This is a genomic window from Cryptosporangium sp. NPDC051539 (assembly GCF_044454545.1).
Taxonomy (GTDB): Bacteria; Actinomycetota; Actinomycetes; order Mycobacteriales; family Cryptosporangiaceae; genus Cryptosporangium.
The window spans coordinates 579,877-597,739 of record NZ_JBITDV010000002.1; the positions used below are offsets into that span (position 1 = coordinate 579,877).

Annotated in this window: 19 protein-coding genes; 9 read left to right on the plus strand and 10 right to left on the minus strand. The window is 70.6% G+C overall.

Annotated features, from left to right (window positions below):
- The first annotated feature begins 1 nt into the window (after position 1).
- From ACIBZJ_RS08670 to ACIBZJ_RS08705, 8 genes are all read left to right on the plus strand, one after another.
- The gene (locus tag ACIBZJ_RS08670; RefSeq protein ID WP_395927094.1) at positions 2 to 538 is read left to right on the plus strand and encodes a TetR/AcrR family transcriptional regulator; all 537 of its coding nucleotides are present in this window, start codon (positions 2 to 4) and stop codon (positions 536 to 538) included.
- Positions 539 to 712: 174 nt separating this feature from the next.
- Entirely contained in the window at positions 713 to 1,057 is a 345-nt protein-coding gene (locus tag ACIBZJ_RS08675; protein ID WP_395927096.1) for a cupin domain-containing protein, read from the plus strand.
- Positions 1,050 to 2,513, plus strand: coding sequence for an aldehyde dehydrogenase family protein (locus ACIBZJ_RS08680; RefSeq protein ID WP_395927098.1), 1,464 nt, complete (start codon positions 1,050 to 1,052; stop codon positions 2,511 to 2,513). The genes ACIBZJ_RS08675 and ACIBZJ_RS08680 overlap by 8 nt, the downstream gene beginning before the upstream one ends.
- Positions 2,514 to 2,521: 8 nt before the next feature.
- Positions 2,522 to 3,412 (plus strand): dihydrodipicolinate synthase family protein, encoded by an 891-nt coding sequence (locus ACIBZJ_RS08685; RefSeq protein ID WP_395927100.1) that lies wholly within the window; start codon positions 2,522 to 2,524, stop codon positions 3,410 to 3,412.
- The gene (locus tag ACIBZJ_RS08690) at positions 3,409 to 5,004 is read left to right on the plus strand and encodes a GMC family oxidoreductase (RefSeq protein ID WP_395927102.1); all 1,596 of its coding nucleotides are present in this window, start codon (positions 3,409 to 3,411) and stop codon (positions 5,002 to 5,004) included. The genes ACIBZJ_RS08685 and ACIBZJ_RS08690 overlap by 4 nt, the downstream gene beginning before the upstream one ends.
- On the plus strand, positions 5,001 to 5,468 hold the full coding sequence (locus tag ACIBZJ_RS08695; protein ID WP_395927104.1) for a hypothetical protein: 468 nt from the start codon (positions 5,001 to 5,003) through the stop codon (positions 5,466 to 5,468). Before ACIBZJ_RS08690 ends, ACIBZJ_RS08695 begins: the two co-directional genes overlap by 4 nt.
- Positions 5,465 to 6,781, plus strand: coding sequence for a flavin monoamine oxidase family protein (locus ACIBZJ_RS08700; protein WP_395927106.1), 1,317 nt, complete (start codon positions 5,465 to 5,467; stop codon positions 6,779 to 6,781). The genes ACIBZJ_RS08695 and ACIBZJ_RS08700 overlap by 4 nt, the downstream gene beginning before the upstream one ends.
- Positions 6,782 to 6,872: 91 nt before the next feature.
- A complete protein-coding gene (locus ACIBZJ_RS08705; protein ID WP_395927108.1) occupies positions 6,873 to 7,133 on the plus strand; it encodes a DUF3253 domain-containing protein in 261 nt (86 codons plus the stop codon).
- A 27-nt stretch (positions 7,134 to 7,160) separates the two neighbouring features.
- Here ACIBZJ_RS08705 and ACIBZJ_RS08710 read toward each other — a convergent pair whose 3' ends face one another.
- Positions 7,161 to 8,036, minus strand: coding sequence for an SDR family oxidoreductase (locus ACIBZJ_RS08710; protein WP_395927110.1), 876 nt, complete (start codon positions 8,034 to 8,036; stop codon positions 7,161 to 7,163).
- A gap of 142 nt (positions 8,037 to 8,178) precedes the next feature.
- On the opposite strand from ACIBZJ_RS08710, the gene ACIBZJ_RS08715 reads away from it, so the two are divergent.
- Positions 8,179 to 8,799, plus strand: coding sequence for a TetR/AcrR family transcriptional regulator (locus ACIBZJ_RS08715; RefSeq protein ID WP_395927112.1), 621 nt, complete (start codon positions 8,179 to 8,181; stop codon positions 8,797 to 8,799).
- Positions 8,800 to 8,898: 99 nt separating this feature from the next.
- On the opposite strand, the gene ACIBZJ_RS08720 is transcribed toward ACIBZJ_RS08715, so the two are convergent.
- The 9 genes from ACIBZJ_RS08720 to ACIBZJ_RS08760 all read right to left on the minus strand — a co-directional run bounded on the left by ACIBZJ_RS08720 (position 8,899) and on the right by ACIBZJ_RS08760 (position 17,848).
- The gene (locus ACIBZJ_RS08720; protein ID WP_395927114.1) at positions 8,899 to 10,236 is read right to left on the minus strand and encodes an ABC transporter substrate-binding protein; all 1,338 of its coding nucleotides are present in this window, start codon (positions 10,234 to 10,236) and stop codon (positions 8,899 to 8,901) included.
- Positions 10,237 to 10,291: 55 nt separating this feature from the next.
- Positions 10,292 to 11,344 carry a branched-chain amino acid ABC transporter permease gene (locus ACIBZJ_RS08725; RefSeq protein WP_395927116.1) on the minus strand — a complete coding sequence of 351 codons (1,053 nt, stop codon included), beginning with the start codon at positions 11,342 to 11,344 and terminating at the stop codon, positions 10,292 to 10,294.
- A gap of 2 nt (positions 11,345 to 11,346) precedes the next feature.
- Positions 11,347 to 12,234, minus strand: coding sequence for a branched-chain amino acid ABC transporter permease (locus ACIBZJ_RS08730; protein WP_395927118.1), 888 nt, complete (start codon positions 12,232 to 12,234; stop codon positions 11,347 to 11,349).
- Between the two features lie 13 nt (positions 12,235 to 12,247).
- Positions 12,248 to 12,952, minus strand: coding sequence for an ABC transporter ATP-binding protein (locus ACIBZJ_RS08735; protein ID WP_395927120.1), 705 nt, complete (start codon positions 12,950 to 12,952; stop codon positions 12,248 to 12,250).
- On the minus strand, positions 12,952 to 13,776 hold the full coding sequence (locus tag ACIBZJ_RS08740; RefSeq protein ID WP_395927122.1) for an ABC transporter ATP-binding protein: 825 nt from the start codon (positions 13,774 to 13,776) through the stop codon (positions 12,952 to 12,954). Before ACIBZJ_RS08740 ends, ACIBZJ_RS08735 begins: the two co-directional genes overlap by 1 nt.
- Before the next feature lie 97 nt (positions 13,777 to 13,873).
- Entirely contained in the window at positions 13,874 to 14,350 is a 477-nt protein-coding gene (locus ACIBZJ_RS08745; RefSeq protein WP_395927764.1) for a flavin reductase family protein, read from the minus strand.
- A gap of 14 nt (positions 14,351 to 14,364) precedes the next feature.
- On the minus strand, positions 14,365 to 15,129 hold the full coding sequence (locus tag ACIBZJ_RS08750) for a creatininase family protein (RefSeq protein WP_395927124.1): 765 nt from the start codon (positions 15,127 to 15,129) through the stop codon (positions 14,365 to 14,367).
- Positions 15,130 to 15,140: 11 nt separating this feature from the next.
- Complete coding sequence (locus ACIBZJ_RS08755) at positions 15,141 to 17,024, minus strand: AMP-dependent synthetase/ligase (protein WP_395927126.1); 1,884 nt, start codon at positions 17,022 to 17,024, stop codon at positions 15,141 to 15,143.
- 2 nt (positions 17,025 to 17,026) lie between these two features.
- On the minus strand, positions 17,027 to 17,848 hold the full coding sequence (locus ACIBZJ_RS08760) for an enoyl-CoA hydratase/isomerase family protein (protein WP_395927128.1): 822 nt from the start codon (positions 17,846 to 17,848) through the stop codon (positions 17,027 to 17,029).
- Positions 17,849 to 17,863: the final 15 nt, after the last annotated feature.

A 17,863-nucleotide genomic window follows, 5' to 3' on the forward strand; every position in this document is an offset into this window, starting at 1 on the left:
AGTGCCACGAGGGACGGTAGACCCTGAGCGGCCGCTTCGGATCGCGCTGGCCGCCCTGGACGTCGTCGCCGACAAGGGCGTGGAAGGCCTCACCCACCGGGCGGTGGCCGCGGTCGCGGGCATCCCGCTGGGGTCGACGACCTACCACTTCCAGACGCTGGACGATCTGCTCGCCGCCGCCGTCGTGGAAGCCAAGCGGGTCACGGACGCCGAGATGGCCGCGTGGGCCCGGCAGCTCGGGCCCGGCACCGATCTCGCCGCAGCGGTCACCGACTACGTGATGCACACGCTGACCGACCGCTGGGGCCGGCTGGTCGTGGAGCACGAGCTGTACATGGCGGCCTTGCGCCGTCCGCACCTGCAGCCGCTGAGCCGGGAGTGGGACGAGGCCTTTCCCACGGTGCTGTCCCGGCACACCGACGCCGTCACGGCCGAGACCGTGGCGATGGTCGTCGACGGAATGTTCGTCCGCGCGCTCATTCACGGCATGCCGTCGCGCGACCAGGTCGAAGTAGTGCTGCGCCGCCTGCTTCCCTGATCTCCCCGGTAGGGCTGTTGACCTGGCATACCTTCGAATGTACATTTGTACTTACTGACGCCCTGGGCCCGATCTGCCGGTGCCGGCGCGCGGACATTCCCGCATCTCAGCGAGCCCCGATCACACGAAGCGCCCGCAGCGCGTACCCCTCGCCTGAACCGGAGGACCAACTCCATGAGCAATCCAGACACCCACGTGCCGCGCTTCAACGTCTTCAGCGCGGACTACGAGCCGTCGCCGGAGTGGGGCGGCCACAAGCGCTTTCTCTACGAGTCGGAGGACGGGGCCCGGAAGGCCGGGAGCTTCAAGGAATCCGGCAAGTTCACCGAGGTGATGCCGTTCGACGAGTTCTTCTACGTCGTGGCGGGGAGTACGAAGGTCTCGATCGAGGGCGGCGAGAGCTTCGAGCTCGGCGTCGGCGACTGCGTGTACTTCCGCAAGGGCATGACCGTGCACTTCGACCACGCCGCGGACTTCCACGACGTCGCCGTACTGATGACCTACGACGACGATGTCTGAATTCCCGTCCGACGAGGTCGTCGACTTCCTCGCCGGCCGGAAGTTCGGCCACGTCATCGACGGAGAGGTGGAACCGGGCGGAGAGGCCAGGTTGCCGCTGGTCGACCCGTCGACCGGCGAGGTGTTCGCCGAGGTGCCGCTGGGTTCCTCCGACGAGGTCGACCGCGCGGTCGCGGCGGCCCGCCGCGCCCTGTCCGGATGGCGACGACGGACTCCGGCGCAGCGGGCGGACGCACTGCTCGCGCTGGCCACGCTGATCGACGACCGGCGCGACCTCTTCGCTCAGCTGGAGTCGTTGAACGTCGGCAAGCCGACCGTGACGTCCTATCCGGAGATTGCCGGGGCGGCCGACACGCTGCGATTCATGGCCGGGGCCATCCGCACGGTGCAGACGCCGGCCGCGGACGAGTACACCGAGGGCTACCTGTCCTTCGTCCGGCGGGAGCCCCTCGGCGTGGTCGCGGCGATCACCCCCTGGAACTTCCCGTTGTCGACGGCCGTGGCCAAACTGGCGCCGGCGTTGGCGGCCGGCAACACGGTCGTGCTCAAGCCTTCGGAGCTCACCCCTCTCACGACGGCGCTCTTCGCCGACCTCGCCCGCTCGGTGCTGCCCCCCGGCGTGTTCAACGTCGTGCTGGGAACCGGGGCCGGCGTCGGGCAGCCACTCGGCGGCCACCCGGACGTCGATGTCATCTCGATGACCGGATCGGTCGCCACCGGCGCGGCGCTGGCCCGGACCGGCGCCGATACCCTCAAACACCTGCGCTTCGAGCTGGGCGGCAAGACGCCCGTGCTCGTCTTCGACGACGCGGACATCGACAAGGCCGTCGCCGTGCTGCGGGCCGCCGCGTTCTTCAACTGCGGCCAGTGCTGCGGGGCGGCGACGAGGGTCCTGGTCGACGCATCGATCGAGGGCGAGTTCGTCGACAAGCTGCGCGACGCCGTCGCCACGCTGCGTGTCGGACCGCCGGACAGCGATCCCGAGATGGGACCGCTGGTCGGTGAGGCCCATCTGGAGAAGGTCGAAGGCCTGGTCCGGGGTGCGGTTCGGGCCGGGGCCACCGTGCGGGCCGGCGGCGGCCGGGTGGCCGGGCTCGACGGCTTCTTCTTCCAGCCGACGATCCTCAGCGCGATCCCGCCGGACGACGCCGTCCTCCGCGAGGAGATCTTCGGCCCGGTGATCACCGTGGAGACGTTCCGCACCGAGGACGAGGCGATCACCCTGGCCAACAACACCGATTTCGGTCTGGTCGCGCACGTCTGGACCGAGAACACCCGCCGGGCACTGCGTCTGGCCGACGCGCTCGAGCACGGAACCGTCGAGGTGAACGCGGCCCTGGTCGCACCGGTCGAGATGCCGTTCGGCGGCTTCGCGATGTCCGGCCTCGGCTACGAGAACTCGAGCTATTCCCTCGACGACCTGTCCCGCAAGAAGCACGTCGTCATCGCCAAGTAGGAGTACCGATGAGTCGCAACGATTGGCCCTCCGGGCTGGTGACCGCCCTCGTGACGCCGATGAAGGACGACCGGATCGACCCGATCGGCACGCGGGCGCTGATCGAGCAGCAGGTCCGGGCCGGTGCCGGGGGAGTGGTGGTGGCCGGCGGCACCGGGGAACACGGTGCGCTCGGCCTCGACGAGCGCACCCAGCTGGCCCGCGTGGTGGCCGAGGCGTCGGACGGCCGGTTGCCGTTCATCGTCCAGACCGGAGCGCTCGCCACCCGCGACGCCGTGAAGCTCAGCCAGGACGCCCAGGAGATCGGCGCCGCCGGGCTGCTGGTGCCCGCCCCGTTCGGCGAGCCGGTCAACTGGCGGGAGAAGCAGGCCTTCTACCGGGAGATCAACGACGCGGTCTCCATTCCCGTCATGCTCTACAACACGGTGACCGCCGGATTGATGGGCGTCGAGCAGATCCAGGAACTCGCCGAGCTCTCCCACGTCACCGCGCTCAAACAGAGCTCGGGCGACGGGACGCTGCTCGGAGACATCCTGACCTGGTCGAACGCGAACGACTTCGCGGTCTACATCGGCTGGGACGACCTGACCGTGCCCGCGGTGCTGGGCGGTGCCCACGGTGCGTTGCTCGGTGCCGGAAACGTGGTGCCGGAGCTGATCGTCCGGGTCCTCGACCTGTGCTCCCGCCGTGAACTGGGCGCCGAGCTCGAGGCCGCCTGGGGAGCGCTGCGCCCGTTCCTGCGCTTCCTCGGGACGTCGGAGAACTACGTCAGCGTGGTCAAGCTCGGCACCCGGCTGCGGGGCGTGGACGTGGGGGACGTCCGTGCTCCCTACCTCATGCCGCGGGCCGGTGAACGCGAGGCGCTTCTCCGTGCGCTGGAAAGCGTCGTCGCCGCATGACGCGGGTGGACGTCCTCGTCGTGGGTTCGGGGCCCGGCGGTGCGGTGGCGACCCACACCCTGGCGACCCGCGGGTTCTCGGTCGTCTGCCTGGAGCAGGGCGACTGGGTCAACACCCCTGACCTACCCAGTACCAAGCCCGAGTTCGAGCTGCTCACGCGGGGCGCCTGGTCGGTGTGGCCGAACCAGCGCCGGAGCCGGGCGGACTACCCGATCGACGTCGCGGACGCCGACGCCGACCCGATCATGTTCAACGGGGTGGGCGGTGGCTCGATCATGTACGGCGCGCACTGGATGCGGCTGATGCCCAGTGATTTCCGGGTCCGCACTCTCGACGGGGCCGGTGACGACTGGCCGATCCGCTACGAGGACTTGGAGCCCTTCTACGGTCAGGTCGACCGGTTCATCGGCGTCTCCGGGCTCGGCGGCGACCCCGCCTACCCCGAGCACGACTACCCGCTGCCGCCGCACCCGATCGGACCGGGCGGGGTCCGGATGGCTCGGGGAATGAACACGCTGGGCTGGCACTGGTGGCCGGGGTCGAACGCCATCCCCTCGTCGGCTTTCAAGAACATGGGGCAGTGCGTCCGGTGGGGGCTCTGCGAACGGGGTTGCCCGGTCGGGGCGAAGGCGTCGTTCGACTTGGCCTACTGGCCGCACGCCACCGCGGCCGGGGCCACGCTCCTCACCGGCGCCCGGGTCGCGCGCATCACGCTCGACCGGAGCGGGCTGGCCAACGGCGCGATCTGGATCGACGCCGACGGGATCGAGCACCGGATCGAGGCCAATGCCGTCGTCCTGGCCGGCAACGGCATCGGGACGCCTCGCCTCCTCCTCATGTCCGACGACCGGCACTCCGAGGGGCTGGCGAACTCGAGCGGCCTGGTCGGCAAGAACCTGATGTTGCACCCGGTCGCCACGGCGATCGGCCTCTACGAGGAGGAAATCGAGGCCTGGAACGGCCCCGCCGGTCAGTTGATGTACTCGATGGAGTTCGCCGACAGCGACCCCTCACGAGGATTCCTCCGGGGCGCCAAGTGGGCGTTGATGCCTCCGCTGGGCGTGCTGCACGTGCTCGACCACCTCCCACCGGACGACTTCGACCGGCGCTGGGGTGCTGCCGTCCATGACCTGGCGCGCTACACCGGACGGTCGCTGATCTGGTCCGCGGTCATCGACGACCTCCCGGAGGAGTCGAATGCGATCACTCTCGATCGGGCCTCGGCCGACAGCAGCGGGCTACCCGGAGTGAAGCTGGCCTACCGCCGGTCCGCCAACACCGAGCGCATGGCCGGCTTCATGAACGCCCGGATGGTCGAGGCCCACGAGGCGGCCGGGGCCGTTCGCACCTTGACTTCCCCGCTGACCGAGTCAGGTCATCTGCTCGGAACGGCACGGATGGGGGTGGATCCGCGCTCGTCGGTCGTCGACGCCTTCGGCCGATCCCACGACGTGCCGAACCTCTTCATCGCGGACGGCAGCGTGATGGTGACCGGCGGCTCGGTCAACCCCACGGCCGCGATCGCCGCGCTGTCCCTGCGGACGGCGACCCACCTCGCCGACACGGCGCGCGCGCAGCGGGTACCGGCATGACGACCGTCGCGTTCCTCTCACCGCGCCAGTTCGCGCAGATCCGGGCGCTCGCCGTCGTGCTGCTCCCCGGGGCGCCGGACGCGCCGTCCCCGGCGGCGCTTCCGGACTTCGAGGCGCTGGTGCTGCGCGCCGCGGCCGCGATCGGCGCCGACGGCCGGGCGCTGGCCGCGGCCGTCGAAGCGCTACCGGCGGAGCCGTCCCGGGAGACCCTGTCGGCCTTCGCCGTGCTCGACCCGGCCTCGTTCGAACTGGTCTCGCTGCTCGTCGTCGGCGCCTACTACTTGGCGCCGTCGGTGCTCGCCGCGTTACGGCTCCCGACCGAGCCGCGCCGGCCCGCCCACCACGAGCAGGCGGTCGACGAACTGGGCACCGGCCTGCTGGACGCGGTCCTGGAGCGCGGTAGCCCCATCAGGACCCTGGAGGACGTGAATCGCGTCCGGATCGTGGAATCGGTGAGCGAATGAACAGTGCACGCAATCTTGACGTCGCGATCATCGGCGCGGGGCCGGCCGGACTGCGGGTCGCCCAGCGGTTACGCGGCACCGGCGCGGCCATCCGGGTGTTCGAGAAGCTTCCGGACGTCGGTGGGCGCACCGCGACGGAGACGGTCGACGGGGTCCGCATCAACACCGGCGCCATGTTCGTCTACCGCGGCACCAAGACGGACGAACTCTGCCGTGAGCTCGGGATCAGCTACGAGCCGGTCGAGCCGAGGACGTTCGGCATGCACGTCGAGGGCCGGACCGTGCTCGGTAGGCGGGCCGAGGATCTCGCCGATCTCCTGCCGATCTCCGACGCCGCGAAGAACGACGTCAAGCAACTCGTCGAGTCGTTGTCGGCGGCCTACCGCGCGCACGGGAAGGATCTCGCCGGGGCCGACCATCTGGCGACGATCTCGCTGAGCGATTTCCTCGGCCCGCTGGGCGACGAGGCGCGCGAGTTGATCTGGTCCGCGGTGGCCGGCGCGTGTGTCGGGACGCCGGACGAGCTCTCGGCGAAGTTTGGCCTGCGTTATCTGGCCAGTTTCCTCGTGCGCGACAGCGCCAGCCGCGGCTACGTGCCGGAGGGAATGCAGTCGATCTTCGACGGCCTCTACGAGCAGGTCCGGGATCTGGTGTCGCTGAACACCGAGGTCCAGGAGATCACCGCCAACCCGGACGGAACCTGGTCCGTGGCCTGCTCCGGCGCGACCGTCACCGCTGATCATGTCGTGCTGGCGGTCCCCGGACCGACGGTGCCGGACCTCGTCCCGGGACTTCCCGGGTGGAAGCGAGCGGCGCTCGACGCGATCCCGACGCCGTCCCAGACGACCCTTGGCGCGGTGGTCGACTGCACGGACCGACCGGAATGGGCGGACATCTTCTATATCGTCACGGTGGGCACCCGGTTCCACGGTGTCACTCAACCCCGGACCGGGTCGCACTTCTCCCCGGGGGACCGCCGTCGCACCTACTTCGAGATGTTCCGCGGCCGGGATTCGCCGGACGACTCCGTGGTCGTCGAGGACTGGCTCGAGGACTTCTATCGCGTCCTTCCTGATGCGCGGGGACGGGTGACCGGGACATTTCTCCGGCGCTGGGACGCGGCTTTCGCCTATCCCCGCCACGACCGGGACCTCTACCTTCCCGGAGTACGCGAACCGGTGGGAACCATGCACTTCGCCGGCGACTACACCTCTGACACCGCGGGTTCCCACGGTGCGCTGACCGAGGCGGAGCGCGTCGCGGAGGAGCTCCGCGCTCGGCTGGGTGAGATCGGTACGCGGGCCCGGGCCTGATGCCACGCCACGCCACGCCATCGCCGACCTGGCCGGCGCCACCCTGCGCCACCCAGGTCACCACCGGTGACCCGCGTCCCGGGGGAGCGGGATGAGCGAGCCGGAGGGGCGAATCGAGTCGTCCATCATCAGCTTGCTGGCTCAGCGCGCTACCGGGGCCAGCATCTGTCCCTCGGAGGTGGCACGGCAGCTGGGCGGCGAGGACTGGCGATCGATGATGGAACCGGTACGGGCCGCCGCCCGGCGCCTGGTGGCGGCCGGAGACGTCGAAATCACCCAGGGTGGCGAGGCGGTCGACCCGGAGACGGCGAGGGGCCCGATCCGGATCCGGAGAATGCAGAGATCTCCGTAGGCCGGTCGCCCCTCTCGACGGCGGACGCTAGCGCGCGGTGGCGAAGTGGTCGCGCAGGAACTCGGCGCTCGTGGTGGGCTTGCGGCCCAGCAGCTTCTCGAGGTCACCGGGCTGGTCGTCCCATTCGCCGCCGTTGATGGCGTGGAACCAGCTCAGCACGAACTCGGCGGCGGGACCCGGCAGGCCGCCGGCGACCAGGTCCGCGAGGTACTCCTCGTCCGATAGCGGCAGGTACTGGACGGCGGTGCCGCGGATCTCCGAGAGGATCTCGGTGACCTCGGAGAACGAGACCGCCGGACCTCCGTGCAGGGCGTAGGTCCTGCCCTCGTGACCCGGATCGGTCAGGACGACGGCCTGGGCCTCGGCCAGATCCTCGCGTGACGCCCAACCGACCTTGCCGTCCCCGGCCGGGACGCGGACGCCGGACTCGAACGGGTCGTCTCCGAGGTAGCCCTGGACGTTGTCGAGGTACGGCGGATGGCCGAGGATCGTGGACCGGAGGCCGGATGCCTCCAGCGTCTTCGTGGTGAACGTGTCGGCCGCGGTGACCTGCGGCAACTCGACCCCGGAGCCGGCCTTGCGGATGATCGGCGTGTAGACGAGGTGCTCGACGCCGGCCTCCTCCGCCGCGGCGATCACGGTGGCGTGCTGGGTGCTGCGGTCGGTGAAGGCCGGGGCGGGAACCAGCAGCACCTTCTCGACGCCCGCGAAGGCGCGGATCAGCGAGTCGTGGTCGAAGTAGTCGCCGGTTCGGATCTCGACGCCTCGGGCGGCGAGGTCCGCGGCCTTCTCCGGGTCGCGGGCCAGCCCCACGAGCTGGGTCGCGGGGCGTCGCTCGAGGAGGTGCTGGAGGGTCAGGCGGCCGAGGTGGCCGCTGGCGCCGGTCACGAGGATCGTGCTCATGCGGAGGTCCTTTGCGGTTGCGGAGGTAGGAGCACGGGTCGTGCCTGGGGTTTCTCGGTACGATCCTGGATGATGGTCGTCATTTTAAATAAGATGACGACCATCATCTGCAAAGTCAAGGCGACTCGAAGAGGACTGCCGCATGCCACGGATCTCCGAGCAGGACATGGCCCGGACGCGTCAGCGCATCGTCGACGCGGCGAGCCCCCGATTGCGCGCCGACGGGATCGACGGGATCGGAATCGCCGCGCTCATGAAGGGCGCCGGCCTGACCCACGGCGGCTTCTACAACCACTTCGCCTCGAAGGACGCCCTCGTGGTCGCCGTCTGCGAGGACGCCTTCGCGGCCTCGCTCGCCACGCTCGCGCGGACCGTCGACGAGGCGAATCCCGACCGGCCCTCACTCGCGCAGATCGTGGCCGACTATCTCTCGCCCGAGCACCGCGACCAGTCCGACGGCGGGTGTCCGTCGGCGGCGCTGGTCAGCGACGCCGGGCGCCACGGACCCGAGATCCAGGCCGCCTACGCCCAAGGCGTAGTGGGCTACCTCGAGGGATTCGACGCCGCGCAGCAGCTCGAGGCGACCGAGCGCGGCGAGACGCTGGACCCCGAGGAGGCCCGGCGCCGATCGATCGCGCTGCTGAGCGAGATCGTCGGGGCGATCGTCCTCGCGCGCGCGATCCGGCTAGGAGACCCTGACCTCTCCGACGAAATCCTGACCGTCAACCGGCAGCGGCACCTCGAAGACCGGCAGAGCCGCTGACGCACCGCGAGGCGTGGCTCACGACCGCGGCGTTCCCGCTGCGGGGGCGCCCCGCCCGCCGTGGGGATCGTCGGTGGACGGGGCGCCGGCCGGACGGTCTCAGCCGACGACGTCGACGTCGGGCATGCCGTCGGTCGGCGGCGCGTCGTCGGCCGCGGAGTCGTCTTCGGTGATCGCGGCGTCGCCGACGTCGGTGACCAGCACCGGGGTCTTGGGAACGCCGACGCCGTCCTTGAACTCGATGACCTCCAGGCCGTTCATGCCCTGGTGGCTCTCCTTCGACCAGCGGAACCTGCCGTACGCCGGGCTCGGCCACGAGGCGCCGGCCTTCTCGATCACGGTGACCACCCTCTCTCGCGTCAGGTTCTTGCCCGCGGCGAGCAGGGCCGAGACCACCGAGTAGGCCTGGGAGAAGCCGTACATGTCGAAGCTGTTGAGCGGCCGGCCGTTGCCGTACTGCTTCCAGATCTTCTCCCAGAGCCGGGTCCACGGGTCACCGGTGTCGGAGGTCACCGGCATGTACTTGGTCGACAGCACGCCGTCGAGCAGCGAGGTGCCTTTGACCTTGCCGTCCGAGTACTCGTCGAGGAACTCGCCGACGAACTGCGGGTTGCTGCCGGTGCCGCCGTAGTACCACGTCGGGTGGAAGTTGAGCTTGAGAGCGACCAGCTGGGAGAGCGCGGTGTACTGAATCAGGTTGAACGCCAGCACGATGTCGGGCTTGGCGGCCTGGAGTGCAGCGATCTGCGGCCCCACGTCTTCGGTGCCCGCGGTGTACTTCTGGACGCTGACGATCTGGCCGGCGCCGAGAATCTCCCGGACGCCCTTCTCGGCGAACTGCCCGATGTCGTCGTCCTGGAGGAAGAGGCCGACCCGCGCGGTGGGCATGTGCTGCTTGACGTAGTGTGCCGCGATCTTGCCCTCGATCTCGTAGTCGGGCTGCCAGCCGAACGTCATCGGCTGGTCGGCGACGTTGTTTCCCCAGGGCGCGCCACTCGTCACGAACAGGTCGGGGATCTTCTCGCCGTTGAGGCGGTCGACCACCGCATTGTGGGTCGGCGTGCCGAGGGAGCCGACCATGGCGAAGACTTGGGACTGCTGGACCAGTTCGTTGGTGACCGTGCTGGTGTTGGTCGGGTTGTAGGCGTCGTCCTTCACGAGGTACTCGATCTTGCGGCCGTACACGCCGCCGTGGGCGTTGATGAACTTGTAGTAGGCCTGCGCACCGTCGGGGATCTCGCTGTAGCCCGGTGCGGCGAGGCCGGTCAGCGGGAAGGTGCCGCCCAGCTTGATCGTCGTGTCGGTCACGCCGACGGTCGAGCCGACGTCACCTCGGTCGCCGTCGTCCCGGCTCTTTCCGGCACCGCACGCGGCGACCAGGGCGGCCACCGCCACGACAGAGACGACCGAGGTCGTCGTTCGCGCCATGCGTCTCATTTCTCTCTCCTCGGATCGGCCACGGCGGGTGCTTCGTGGCGAGTGGTGGACGTCGTCATGCCAGGCCCCTGCGGCGGCGCCAGGCCCGGCGGATGCTCCCGACGAGTCCCGACGGAGCCGTCAGGATCACGGCCATCACGAACAGGCCGTAGATCAGCGGGGACAGTTGGGCCGCCGAGAGGTCGTCCATTCCGGCGTGCGTGCCGATCTGCCTGACGACCTGCGGGAGGAACGTCAGCAGCGCGGCGCCGACCAGCGCGCCGGTGAGGCTGCCCAGCCCGCCGAGCACGACGACGCAGAGCAGCAGCAGCGACAGCGACAGGCCGAAACCGCTCGGCGCGGCGATGGACACCGACAGCGCCATCACGGCGCCGGCGAGCCCGGCACAGGCGGTGCTGACCACGAAGGCGACGACGCGGGCCTGGCGCGGGTTGACGCCGGCCAGCTCGGCCGCGACGTCGTCGTCACGCAGGCTGCGCCAGACCCGGCCGACCCGGCTGCGCGAGAGGTTCGCCAGCGCCACGAACGTGACGAGCAGGCACAGCCAGGCGACCAGCGCGATGTACCCGGTGCTGTCCAGCGCGGTGCCGGTCAGGAAGAACGTGGCGTCGAGCAGCCAGCCGGGCGCGGACGGGACGACCAGCGTCAGTCCCTGTTCGCCGCCCAGTTGCTCGGTGAAGACGATCGCCACGGCCGGTACGGCCACCGCGAGCGCGAGGGTCGCGCCGGCGATGTACGGCCCGTGCAGGCGGGCGGCGGCCACGCCGACGAGGGCGCCGACGACGACGCTGACGAGCGTCGCGACCAGCAGGACGACGACCAGCGGCAGGGGGCTCTCGCCGTCGGCGAGCAGCAGCGCGGTGGTGTAGGCACCGATCGCCATGAAAGCGCCGTGGCCGATGGAGAGCTGGCCGGACAGGCCGGTGAGCAGCGTCAGGCCGGCGGCGGCGATGGCGAGATATCCCATGCTCGTGAACTGGGTGACGCGGAACGGACCGAGGACCTGCAACAGCACCAGCACCACGACCAGGCCGATCACCGCGATCCCGGCATGATGGGCGAGCCGGGTGGCGAGCGGGCCACGAGTGGGGAGCGAGAGCGCGGCCACGGTCAGACCCTCCTGGCGGCGACGTGGGAGAACAGTCCGCCCGGCCTGAGCAGCAACACGGCGATGAGGATGACGAGCGAGGCGATCGGGACCAGGCCGGCACCGCCGAGCCAGTGGTAACCGCTCACGAACGACAGCGCGAGGCCGAGGACGAGACCGCCGACGACCGAGCCGAGCGGGCTGTCGAGGCCGCCGAGGACGGCGGCGACGAAGCCGTAGACCATGACCGAATCCATGAAGCCCGGGGAGACGGGGCCGCGCCCGGCGATGAGGACGCCGGCCAGTGCTCCGGCCACGGCGGCGAGCGCCCAGCCGAGGGTGAGCATCCGGCCGACACGCACGCCCAGCAGCCGGGCCGTCTCCGGGCTGAAGGCGGTCGCCCGCATCTTCAGGCCGAGGTCGGTCTGGTGGAAGAGCAACACCAGCAGCGTCAGCAGCACCATCACCGCCACGAGAGTGAAGATGCCGAACCCGGTGATCGGGATCGAGTGGCCGCCGGCCTCGACACCGGAGAGGCCGAAGACGGCCGGAAACGCCCGGTACGTCGAGCCGAAGACGATCGCGGCCACCGCGTGCAGCACGATGAACAGGCCGAGCGTCAGGATCACCGCGTTGAGCTCGGACTTGCCCTCCACCCGGCGGATCAGCGCCCGCTCGACGACGGCGCCGAGGACGAATCCGGACACGAGCGCGCCCGCGAACGCAACCCACCAGTTGATGCCGTGGTCGATCAGCGTCAGGGCGATGTAGGAGGTCAGCATCGCCATCGGCGCCTGCGCGAAGTTGACGACCCGCGTGGAGCGCCAGATGAGACAGAGCGCCAGCGCGAAGGCGGCGTACACGGCGCCCAGGGTGAGGCCACTGAGCAGGGTGGCGACGAGTTGTTGCACGAGGACTCCTCCGTCAGAATCCGAGGTAGGCGTGGCGTAGGTGCTCGTCGGCGGCGAGCTCCGCCGCGTCGCCGGTGACGACGACGCGACCGAGGTTGAGGACGACGCCGAGGTCGGCGATGGAGAGGGCGCTCCGGGCGTTCTGCTCGACGAGCAGGACGGTCAGCCCCTGGGCGTCGACCAGGTCGCGCAGCATCGCGAAGATCTGCGCGACGATCCGCGGCGCGAGGCCGAGGGACGGCTCGTCGAGGACCAGCAGCCGGGGCGCCGCCATCAGCGCCCGGCCGATGACGAGCATCTGTCGCTCGCCGCCCGAGAGCTGGTGGGCCCGCAGGGCACGGCGGTCGCCGAGGACCGGGAACAGCTCGTAGGCCCGCGCGATCGGGACCTTCTCCGCCCCCTTCCGGCGCCCCAAGCCGCCGAGCCGGAGGTTCTCCTCGATGGTCAGCTCGGCGATGACGCCGCGCCCCTCGGGGACGTGGGACAGGCCCAGCCCACTCATCACCTCGGCGACGGCGCCGGTGACATCCCGGCCGGCGAGCCGCACCCGGCCGCTCTCGGGCTTCACCAGGCCGGAGACGGTCCGCAGCAGCGTCGTCTTGCCGGCGCCGTTGGCCCCGAGCACCGCGGTCACCTTGCCCGGCGGCACCACGAACGAGACGCTCTCGAGGGCGGTGACCGGGCCGTACCGGGTGACCAATCCTTCGACCTCGAGCATCAGTGGACCTCCGCCGCGGAGTGCTCGGGGCGCTGCGGGGGCTCGATCTGCTCTCCGAGATAGGCGGCGAGCACGGCGGGGTCGGTCCGGATCTCTTCAGGAGTGCCGTCGGCGATCACCCGGCCGAAGTCGAGCACGGTGATGTGGTCGCACACGCTCATCACCAGGTCCATGTGGTGCTCGACGAGCATCACCGCCATCCGGCTGGTCAGGGACTTGATCAGCGCGCCGAGCTCGTCCATCTCGTCGTTGGAGAGGCCGCTGGCCGGCTCGTCGAGGAGCAGTAGTTCGGGCTCGATCGCCAGCGCCCGGGCCAGTGCGACCCGCTTGCGGATCGGGTAGGGCAGGCTGGGAGGTAGCCGGCCGGCGTACCGCACGATGCCGAGTTCCTCGAGAACGGCGTGGGCTCGCTCGGCGAGCGCCTTCTCGTCCTTCAGCGACCGGCCGCCGCCGATGAGCGAGGACCAGAATCCCGCTCGGGCGTGGACGTCGGCGCCGACCATGACGTTCTCCAGCACCGTCATCCGGTCGAAGAGCCCCAGCGCCTGCAGCGTTCGGGCGATGCGGTGTTCCGCGAGCTTCCAGGGCCGCACCCGCGGTAACGGCTCGCCGCGGAAGGAGAGCTCGCCCTCGTCCGGCGCGACGAAACCGCACAGCACGTTGAAGGCCGTCGTCTTGCCGGCTCCGTTGGGCCCGATCAGGCCGAGTAGGTCGTGCGGCCGAACCTGCAGCGAGACGTCGGTCAACGCCTGGAGGCCACCGAACCGGACCGAGACCCCTCTCAGGGCGAACAGCGGCTCCGACGGTTGTTCCTGCTCTCTCATGGTGCTTCCTTCCACGACCGGAGCCCGCCGGCCGGGCTCGCAGAGCTACGCCCGCCGCCCGTAGGGGTGAGCGGCGGTGAATGCGGACGAGAACCGGCTAGGCGAGCCGTCCGAACTCGCTGCGGTGGAAGATCAGAGGCTGCCCGGGGCGGTGGGCGACGGCATGCAGTTCGAGGAGCACGATGACGTGATCGCCTCGCTCGAACTCCTCCCGGATCGTGCAGTCGTAGTGGGCGATCCCCTCGGTGAGCAGCACCGCACCGCGGTCGGTGATCTCGAAGGCGACGCCGGTGAAACGCTCACCGGCCGGGCCGGCGAGCTGACGGCACAGCGCGCCGTGGTCCTCGGCCAGCACCGTGACGCCGAGGTGCTCGGCTCGACGCAGCTCGGGCCAGGTGGTCGAGCCTTTCGCGACCGAGAACGACACCAGCGGAGGCTCGAGGGAGACCGAGGTGAACGAGGAGGCCGCGAGCCCCACCAGCTTCCCGTCGACCCGCGCGGCGACGGCCACCACGCCGGTCGGGAACGCGCCGAACGCGTCGCGCAGCACGCGGCTGTCCCACTGCTTGCTCATCGATGACATGAGGATCACGCTCCGTGTGCCGTCGCGTACTCGACTACCAGATCGGTGACGGCGTCCAACGCGGCGTGGCCGATCGCGTCCGATGCCCCGATGGGATCGCCGAGCACCCCGTTGACCGAGACCGCGTCGACGCCCTCGATGAACGCCTGACGCAGGAACTCCTCGTCGACCGGGCCCAGGTACCCCGCCGCCGCCCGGCCGGCCCGAACCCTCTCGGGGTGCAGCGCGAGCATCACCGAGGTCTCCGCCACGTCCGCGTGGCCTCGGACGCGGGACCCCAGAGCAGCGACCGACTCCGCGGACTCACGCCACGCGTCGAGGACCGCGGCACTGTTCCGGTAAACGATGACCTGGAGCGCCGGGGCGAGCGCTGCCGCCAGTCGCGGCTCGAAGTCGCGCATGACCGGGTAGTTGCCGAGGTGGCCGGAGAAGAGGACCACCCGGGTGAACCCGTGCGCGGCCAGGTTGGCGCAGTGGTCCAGGCAGATCGCCTCCAGGGTGGACGCACGCACCGAGAGGGTGCCGGGAAAGCCGAGGTGGTGAGGGGAGTAGCCGACCCGAACCGTGGGCAGCACCAGCGCGGTGGCGAGCCGGTGGGCGATACGGACCGCGAGCGCGTCGGCGTGATCGCTGTCCATCGACAGCGGGAGGTGCGGTCCGTGCTGCTCCGTCGCGGCCAGCGGAAGGATCGCCGTGCGGTCACCGGCCGCGATCGCCTCCGCGATCTCGGCGCTGGTCAGGTACTCGATCCGCCGCTCGGGACACGTCATCTCCGGTTCCCTCAGCTCTGGAGTCGCGCCTGGAGAGCGAACTCGTCGTGCTCCGCGGCGCTGTACATCTCGTCCACGACTGCGCTGAACGAGGTGAGGACCGCAGCGCGACGGATCGTGCCCTTGGCCGTGAGTTCGCCGGCCGAGAGCGCACGCGGCGGGACGCGGAAGTCCTTGAGCTGGAGGGGCCGGGCCAGGTCGGCATTGAGCTCCTCGATCCAGGCTCGCAGACCGTCCCGCAGTTCGTCCGCGTCGAGCCCCCGGCCCTTGCCGGTCGGCCAGAGGAGGACCGTGAGGTACTTGCGGCCGTCGCCGACCACCACGGCCTCCTCGACGAGGGGACTGGCCTTGAGACGCACCTCGATCGGCTGTGGGCTGATGGTCTTGCCGCCGCTGGTGATGATGATGTCCTTGGCCCGGCCGATGAGTTTGACCTCTCCGGACGCGTCGATCTCGACGAGGTCTCCGGTGCGGTACCACTCCCCGTCCCACGCTTCCGCGGTCGCCTCCGGGTTGTTCCAGTAGTCGCGGAACAGCAGCGGCCCCTTCACCAGAAGCTCGCCCTCGCTGCTGGTCGTGATCGCGAAGCGCGGGTCGGGCATGGCCTTGCCCACGGTCCCTGGGGGCGGAAAGGACCGGTCCCACTGCGCGAGGACCCAGCCGCAGGTCTCGGTGGTGCCGTACAACTCCCGCAGGTCCAGGCCCCACATCTGCCACAGGGTCTGCACCTCGGCGGTCATCGCTCCGGACGCGGTCCAGGCGACCTCCGCACGGTCCAGGCCCACCTTCGCGCGCAGGGGCAGGAAAACGTGCTCCAGAGCGTGGTCGTACCGCGCCTGCAATTCGGCCGGCACGGCGTCGCCGCGACCACGTGCGGCGGCGACCTCCCTGGCCGTCACCATCGCACTCTCGTAGGCCTCCCGGAACGGTGCGGGCGACTCCTTGAGCGCGGTCAGCGCGTCGCTGAGCAGCCACTCGTGCAGCCGCGGCGGCCAGACCGCCCCCATCGGACGGACGCCGCGGAGGGCCTCGGCGTACTGATCCAGGCGGCAGAAGGTGACCACGGCCCTGGTCATGATCGGCCCGAAGACGCCGGACAGGGCCGGAGAGACGTGAGACAGGCCCAGGAAGGCGATCGAGTCGTGGCGGGAGCTGAGCGACGCCGGGTAGAGCAGGCCGCCTCCGAGGACGGAGTACTGCAGGGTGCGGTGGGTGTGCGTGACGCCCTTGGGGGCTCCGGTGGAGCCGGAGGTGTAGAACAACGCGGCCGGCTGGTCGATGTGCCCGACGTCGAGCAGTTCGCCGAACAGCGCCGGGTTGGCCGCGTCGTGGGCGCGACCGGTCTCGCGCAGATCGGCCCAGGTCGTGCTGACGACCGTTGCGGGCAGCCCTGACGGGACGCCGTCGAAGCTGATCACGGCACCGAGGGCCGGGAGTTCCGGGGCTACTGCGGCAACTTTCTCGACGTCGGCGTCGCTGCCCACGACCAGGGCGACGGCCTCGCTGTGTTCGACCAGCGCCCGCACTTCGGCAGCCGAACTCGTGGGGTAGACGCCCACCGGGATCGCACCGGCCGAGAGGATGCCGAGCGCCGTCACGACCCACTCCGTCCGGCCCGGCGCCATGATCGCGACCCGGTTGCCGGGTGCGATGCCGAGGACCACCAGGCCGAGCGCGACCTCACGTACGGCCGAGGCGTACTGCGCCCAGGTGGTCGGGATAGGGCGCGTTCCGTCCCACTGACAGAACGCGACCGCCCCCGGCTCGACCTCCGCCCGGTCCTGCACCATCTGGGCGAAGGTACGTTCGACGGCCTCGAAGCCGGCGGCGCCGCCGCTCAGTACCGGCACCCGGCGTTCGTGGCCGGCGGCGGTGGAGGCGGGATCTGTCACCATGGTCATCGCTCCGATTCGTGAAGTCGGCCCGGCGTGCCTGCCCGGCCCTGCCACCACCCGTCGCGGAGGCTCCTGGCCACGGGGTCGTCGAAGTACGAGGCAGCCTTGACGAGCGTCGTCTCGGCGTCCCGTCGGTCGGTGAGGTCGTCGTAGTCGTTGACGGCGTGCTTGAGTGCCGCGTAGAGGACCGGAGCTCGTCGGCCGGCCTCTCGGGCCCGGTCGAGGGCCTGTGCCCTCAGCCGGCCGGGCTCCACGATGGTGTCGACGAGGCCCGACCGCGCCGCGTGGCCGGCACCGACGAGCTCACCGCCGAGCAGCAGGTCGCGGGCGGGCCGCGTCCCGACCAATCGGATGAGGCGATGGATGCCCTTCTCGGCGGGCAGGAGGCCGTGTCTGATCTCGGGAAATCCGAACCGGGCGTGGGGCACGGCGAGCACCGCGTCCGCGAAGAGCGCGCACTCCATGCCGCCGCCGACGCAGTCGCCGTTGACGGCGGCGATCACCGGAGCCGGGTACCGCTCCATCGCGACGAGCAGATCGTGGAACTCCCGCATCCGGCCGTCGAGCTCGGCGGCCGCGGCTCCGTCCAGTTCCTTGAGGTCGCCGCCGGCGCAGAAGAACCGCTCTCCGGCCCCGGTCATCACCACCGGCGGCGGGTCGCTTGCGGCGTGGTCGCGGAACAGCGCCGCCAGGGCACGTAACAGGGGCCGGTTCAGGGCGTTGGCCGGCGGCCGGTCGAGCGTGGCGACCACGACGCCCGCGTGTTCCGCCGTGCGCAGCCCGGCCGCGGCCGCGCTCGCGGCCCGTGCGGTCGGCGCCGTCATCGGAGGCGTCACCCC

Bases quoted from the DNA above. Each gene is read 5' to 3' on its own strand.
- ACIBZJ_RS08675 (WP_395927096.1), top strand. From the start codon at position 713: ATGAGCAATCCAGACACCCACGTGCCGCGCTTCAACGTCTTCAGCGCG.
- ACIBZJ_RS08680 (WP_395927098.1), top strand. From the start codon at position 1,050: ATGTCTGAATTCCCGTCCGACGAGGTCGTCGACTTCCTCGCCGGCCGG.
- ACIBZJ_RS08685 (WP_395927100.1), top strand. From the start codon at position 2,522: ATGAGTCGCAACGATTGGCCCTCCGGGCTGGTGACCGCCCTCGTGACG.
- ACIBZJ_RS08690 (WP_395927102.1), top strand. From the start codon at position 3,409: ATGACGCGGGTGGACGTCCTCGTCGTGGGTTCGGGGCCCGGCGGTGCG.
- ACIBZJ_RS08695 (WP_395927104.1), top strand. From the start codon at position 5,001: ATGACGACCGTCGCGTTCCTCTCACCGCGCCAGTTCGCGCAGATCCGG.
- ACIBZJ_RS08700 (WP_395927106.1), top strand. From the start codon at position 5,465: ATGAACAGTGCACGCAATCTTGACGTCGCGATCATCGGCGCGGGGCCG.
- ACIBZJ_RS08705 (WP_395927108.1), top strand. From the start codon at position 6,873: ATGAGCGAGCCGGAGGGGCGAATCGAGTCGTCCATCATCAGCTTGCTG.
- ACIBZJ_RS08710 (WP_395927110.1), bottom strand. From the start codon at position 8,036: ATGAGCACGATCCTCGTGACCGGCGCCAGCGGCCACCTCGGCCGCCTG.
- ACIBZJ_RS08715 (WP_395927112.1), top strand. From the start codon at position 8,179: ATGCCACGGATCTCCGAGCAGGACATGGCCCGGACGCGTCAGCGCATC.
- ACIBZJ_RS08720 (WP_395927114.1), bottom strand. From the start codon at position 10,236: ATGAGACGCATGGCGCGAACGACGACCTCGGTCGTCTCTGTCGTGGCG.
- ACIBZJ_RS08735 (WP_395927120.1), bottom strand. From the start codon at position 12,952: ATGCTCGAGGTCGAAGGATTGGTCACCCGGTACGGCCCGGTCACCGCC.
- ACIBZJ_RS08740 (WP_395927122.1), bottom strand. From the start codon at position 13,776: ATGAGAGAGCAGGAACAACCGTCGGAGCCGCTGTTCGCCCTGAGAGGG.
- ACIBZJ_RS08745 (WP_395927764.1), bottom strand. From the start codon at position 14,350: ATGAGCAAGCAGTGGGACAGCCGCGTGCTGCGCGACGCGTTCGGCGCG.
- ACIBZJ_RS08750 (WP_395927124.1), bottom strand. From the start codon at position 15,129: ATGACGTGTCCCGAGCGGCGGATCGAGTACCTGACCAGCGCCGAGATC.
- ACIBZJ_RS08755 (WP_395927126.1), bottom strand. From the start codon at position 17,024: ATGGTGACAGATCCCGCCTCCACCGCCGCCGGCCACGAACGCCGGGTG.
- ACIBZJ_RS08760 (WP_395927128.1), bottom strand. From the start codon at position 17,848: ATGACGGCGCCGACCGCACGGGCCGCGAGCGCGGCCGCGGCCGGGCTG.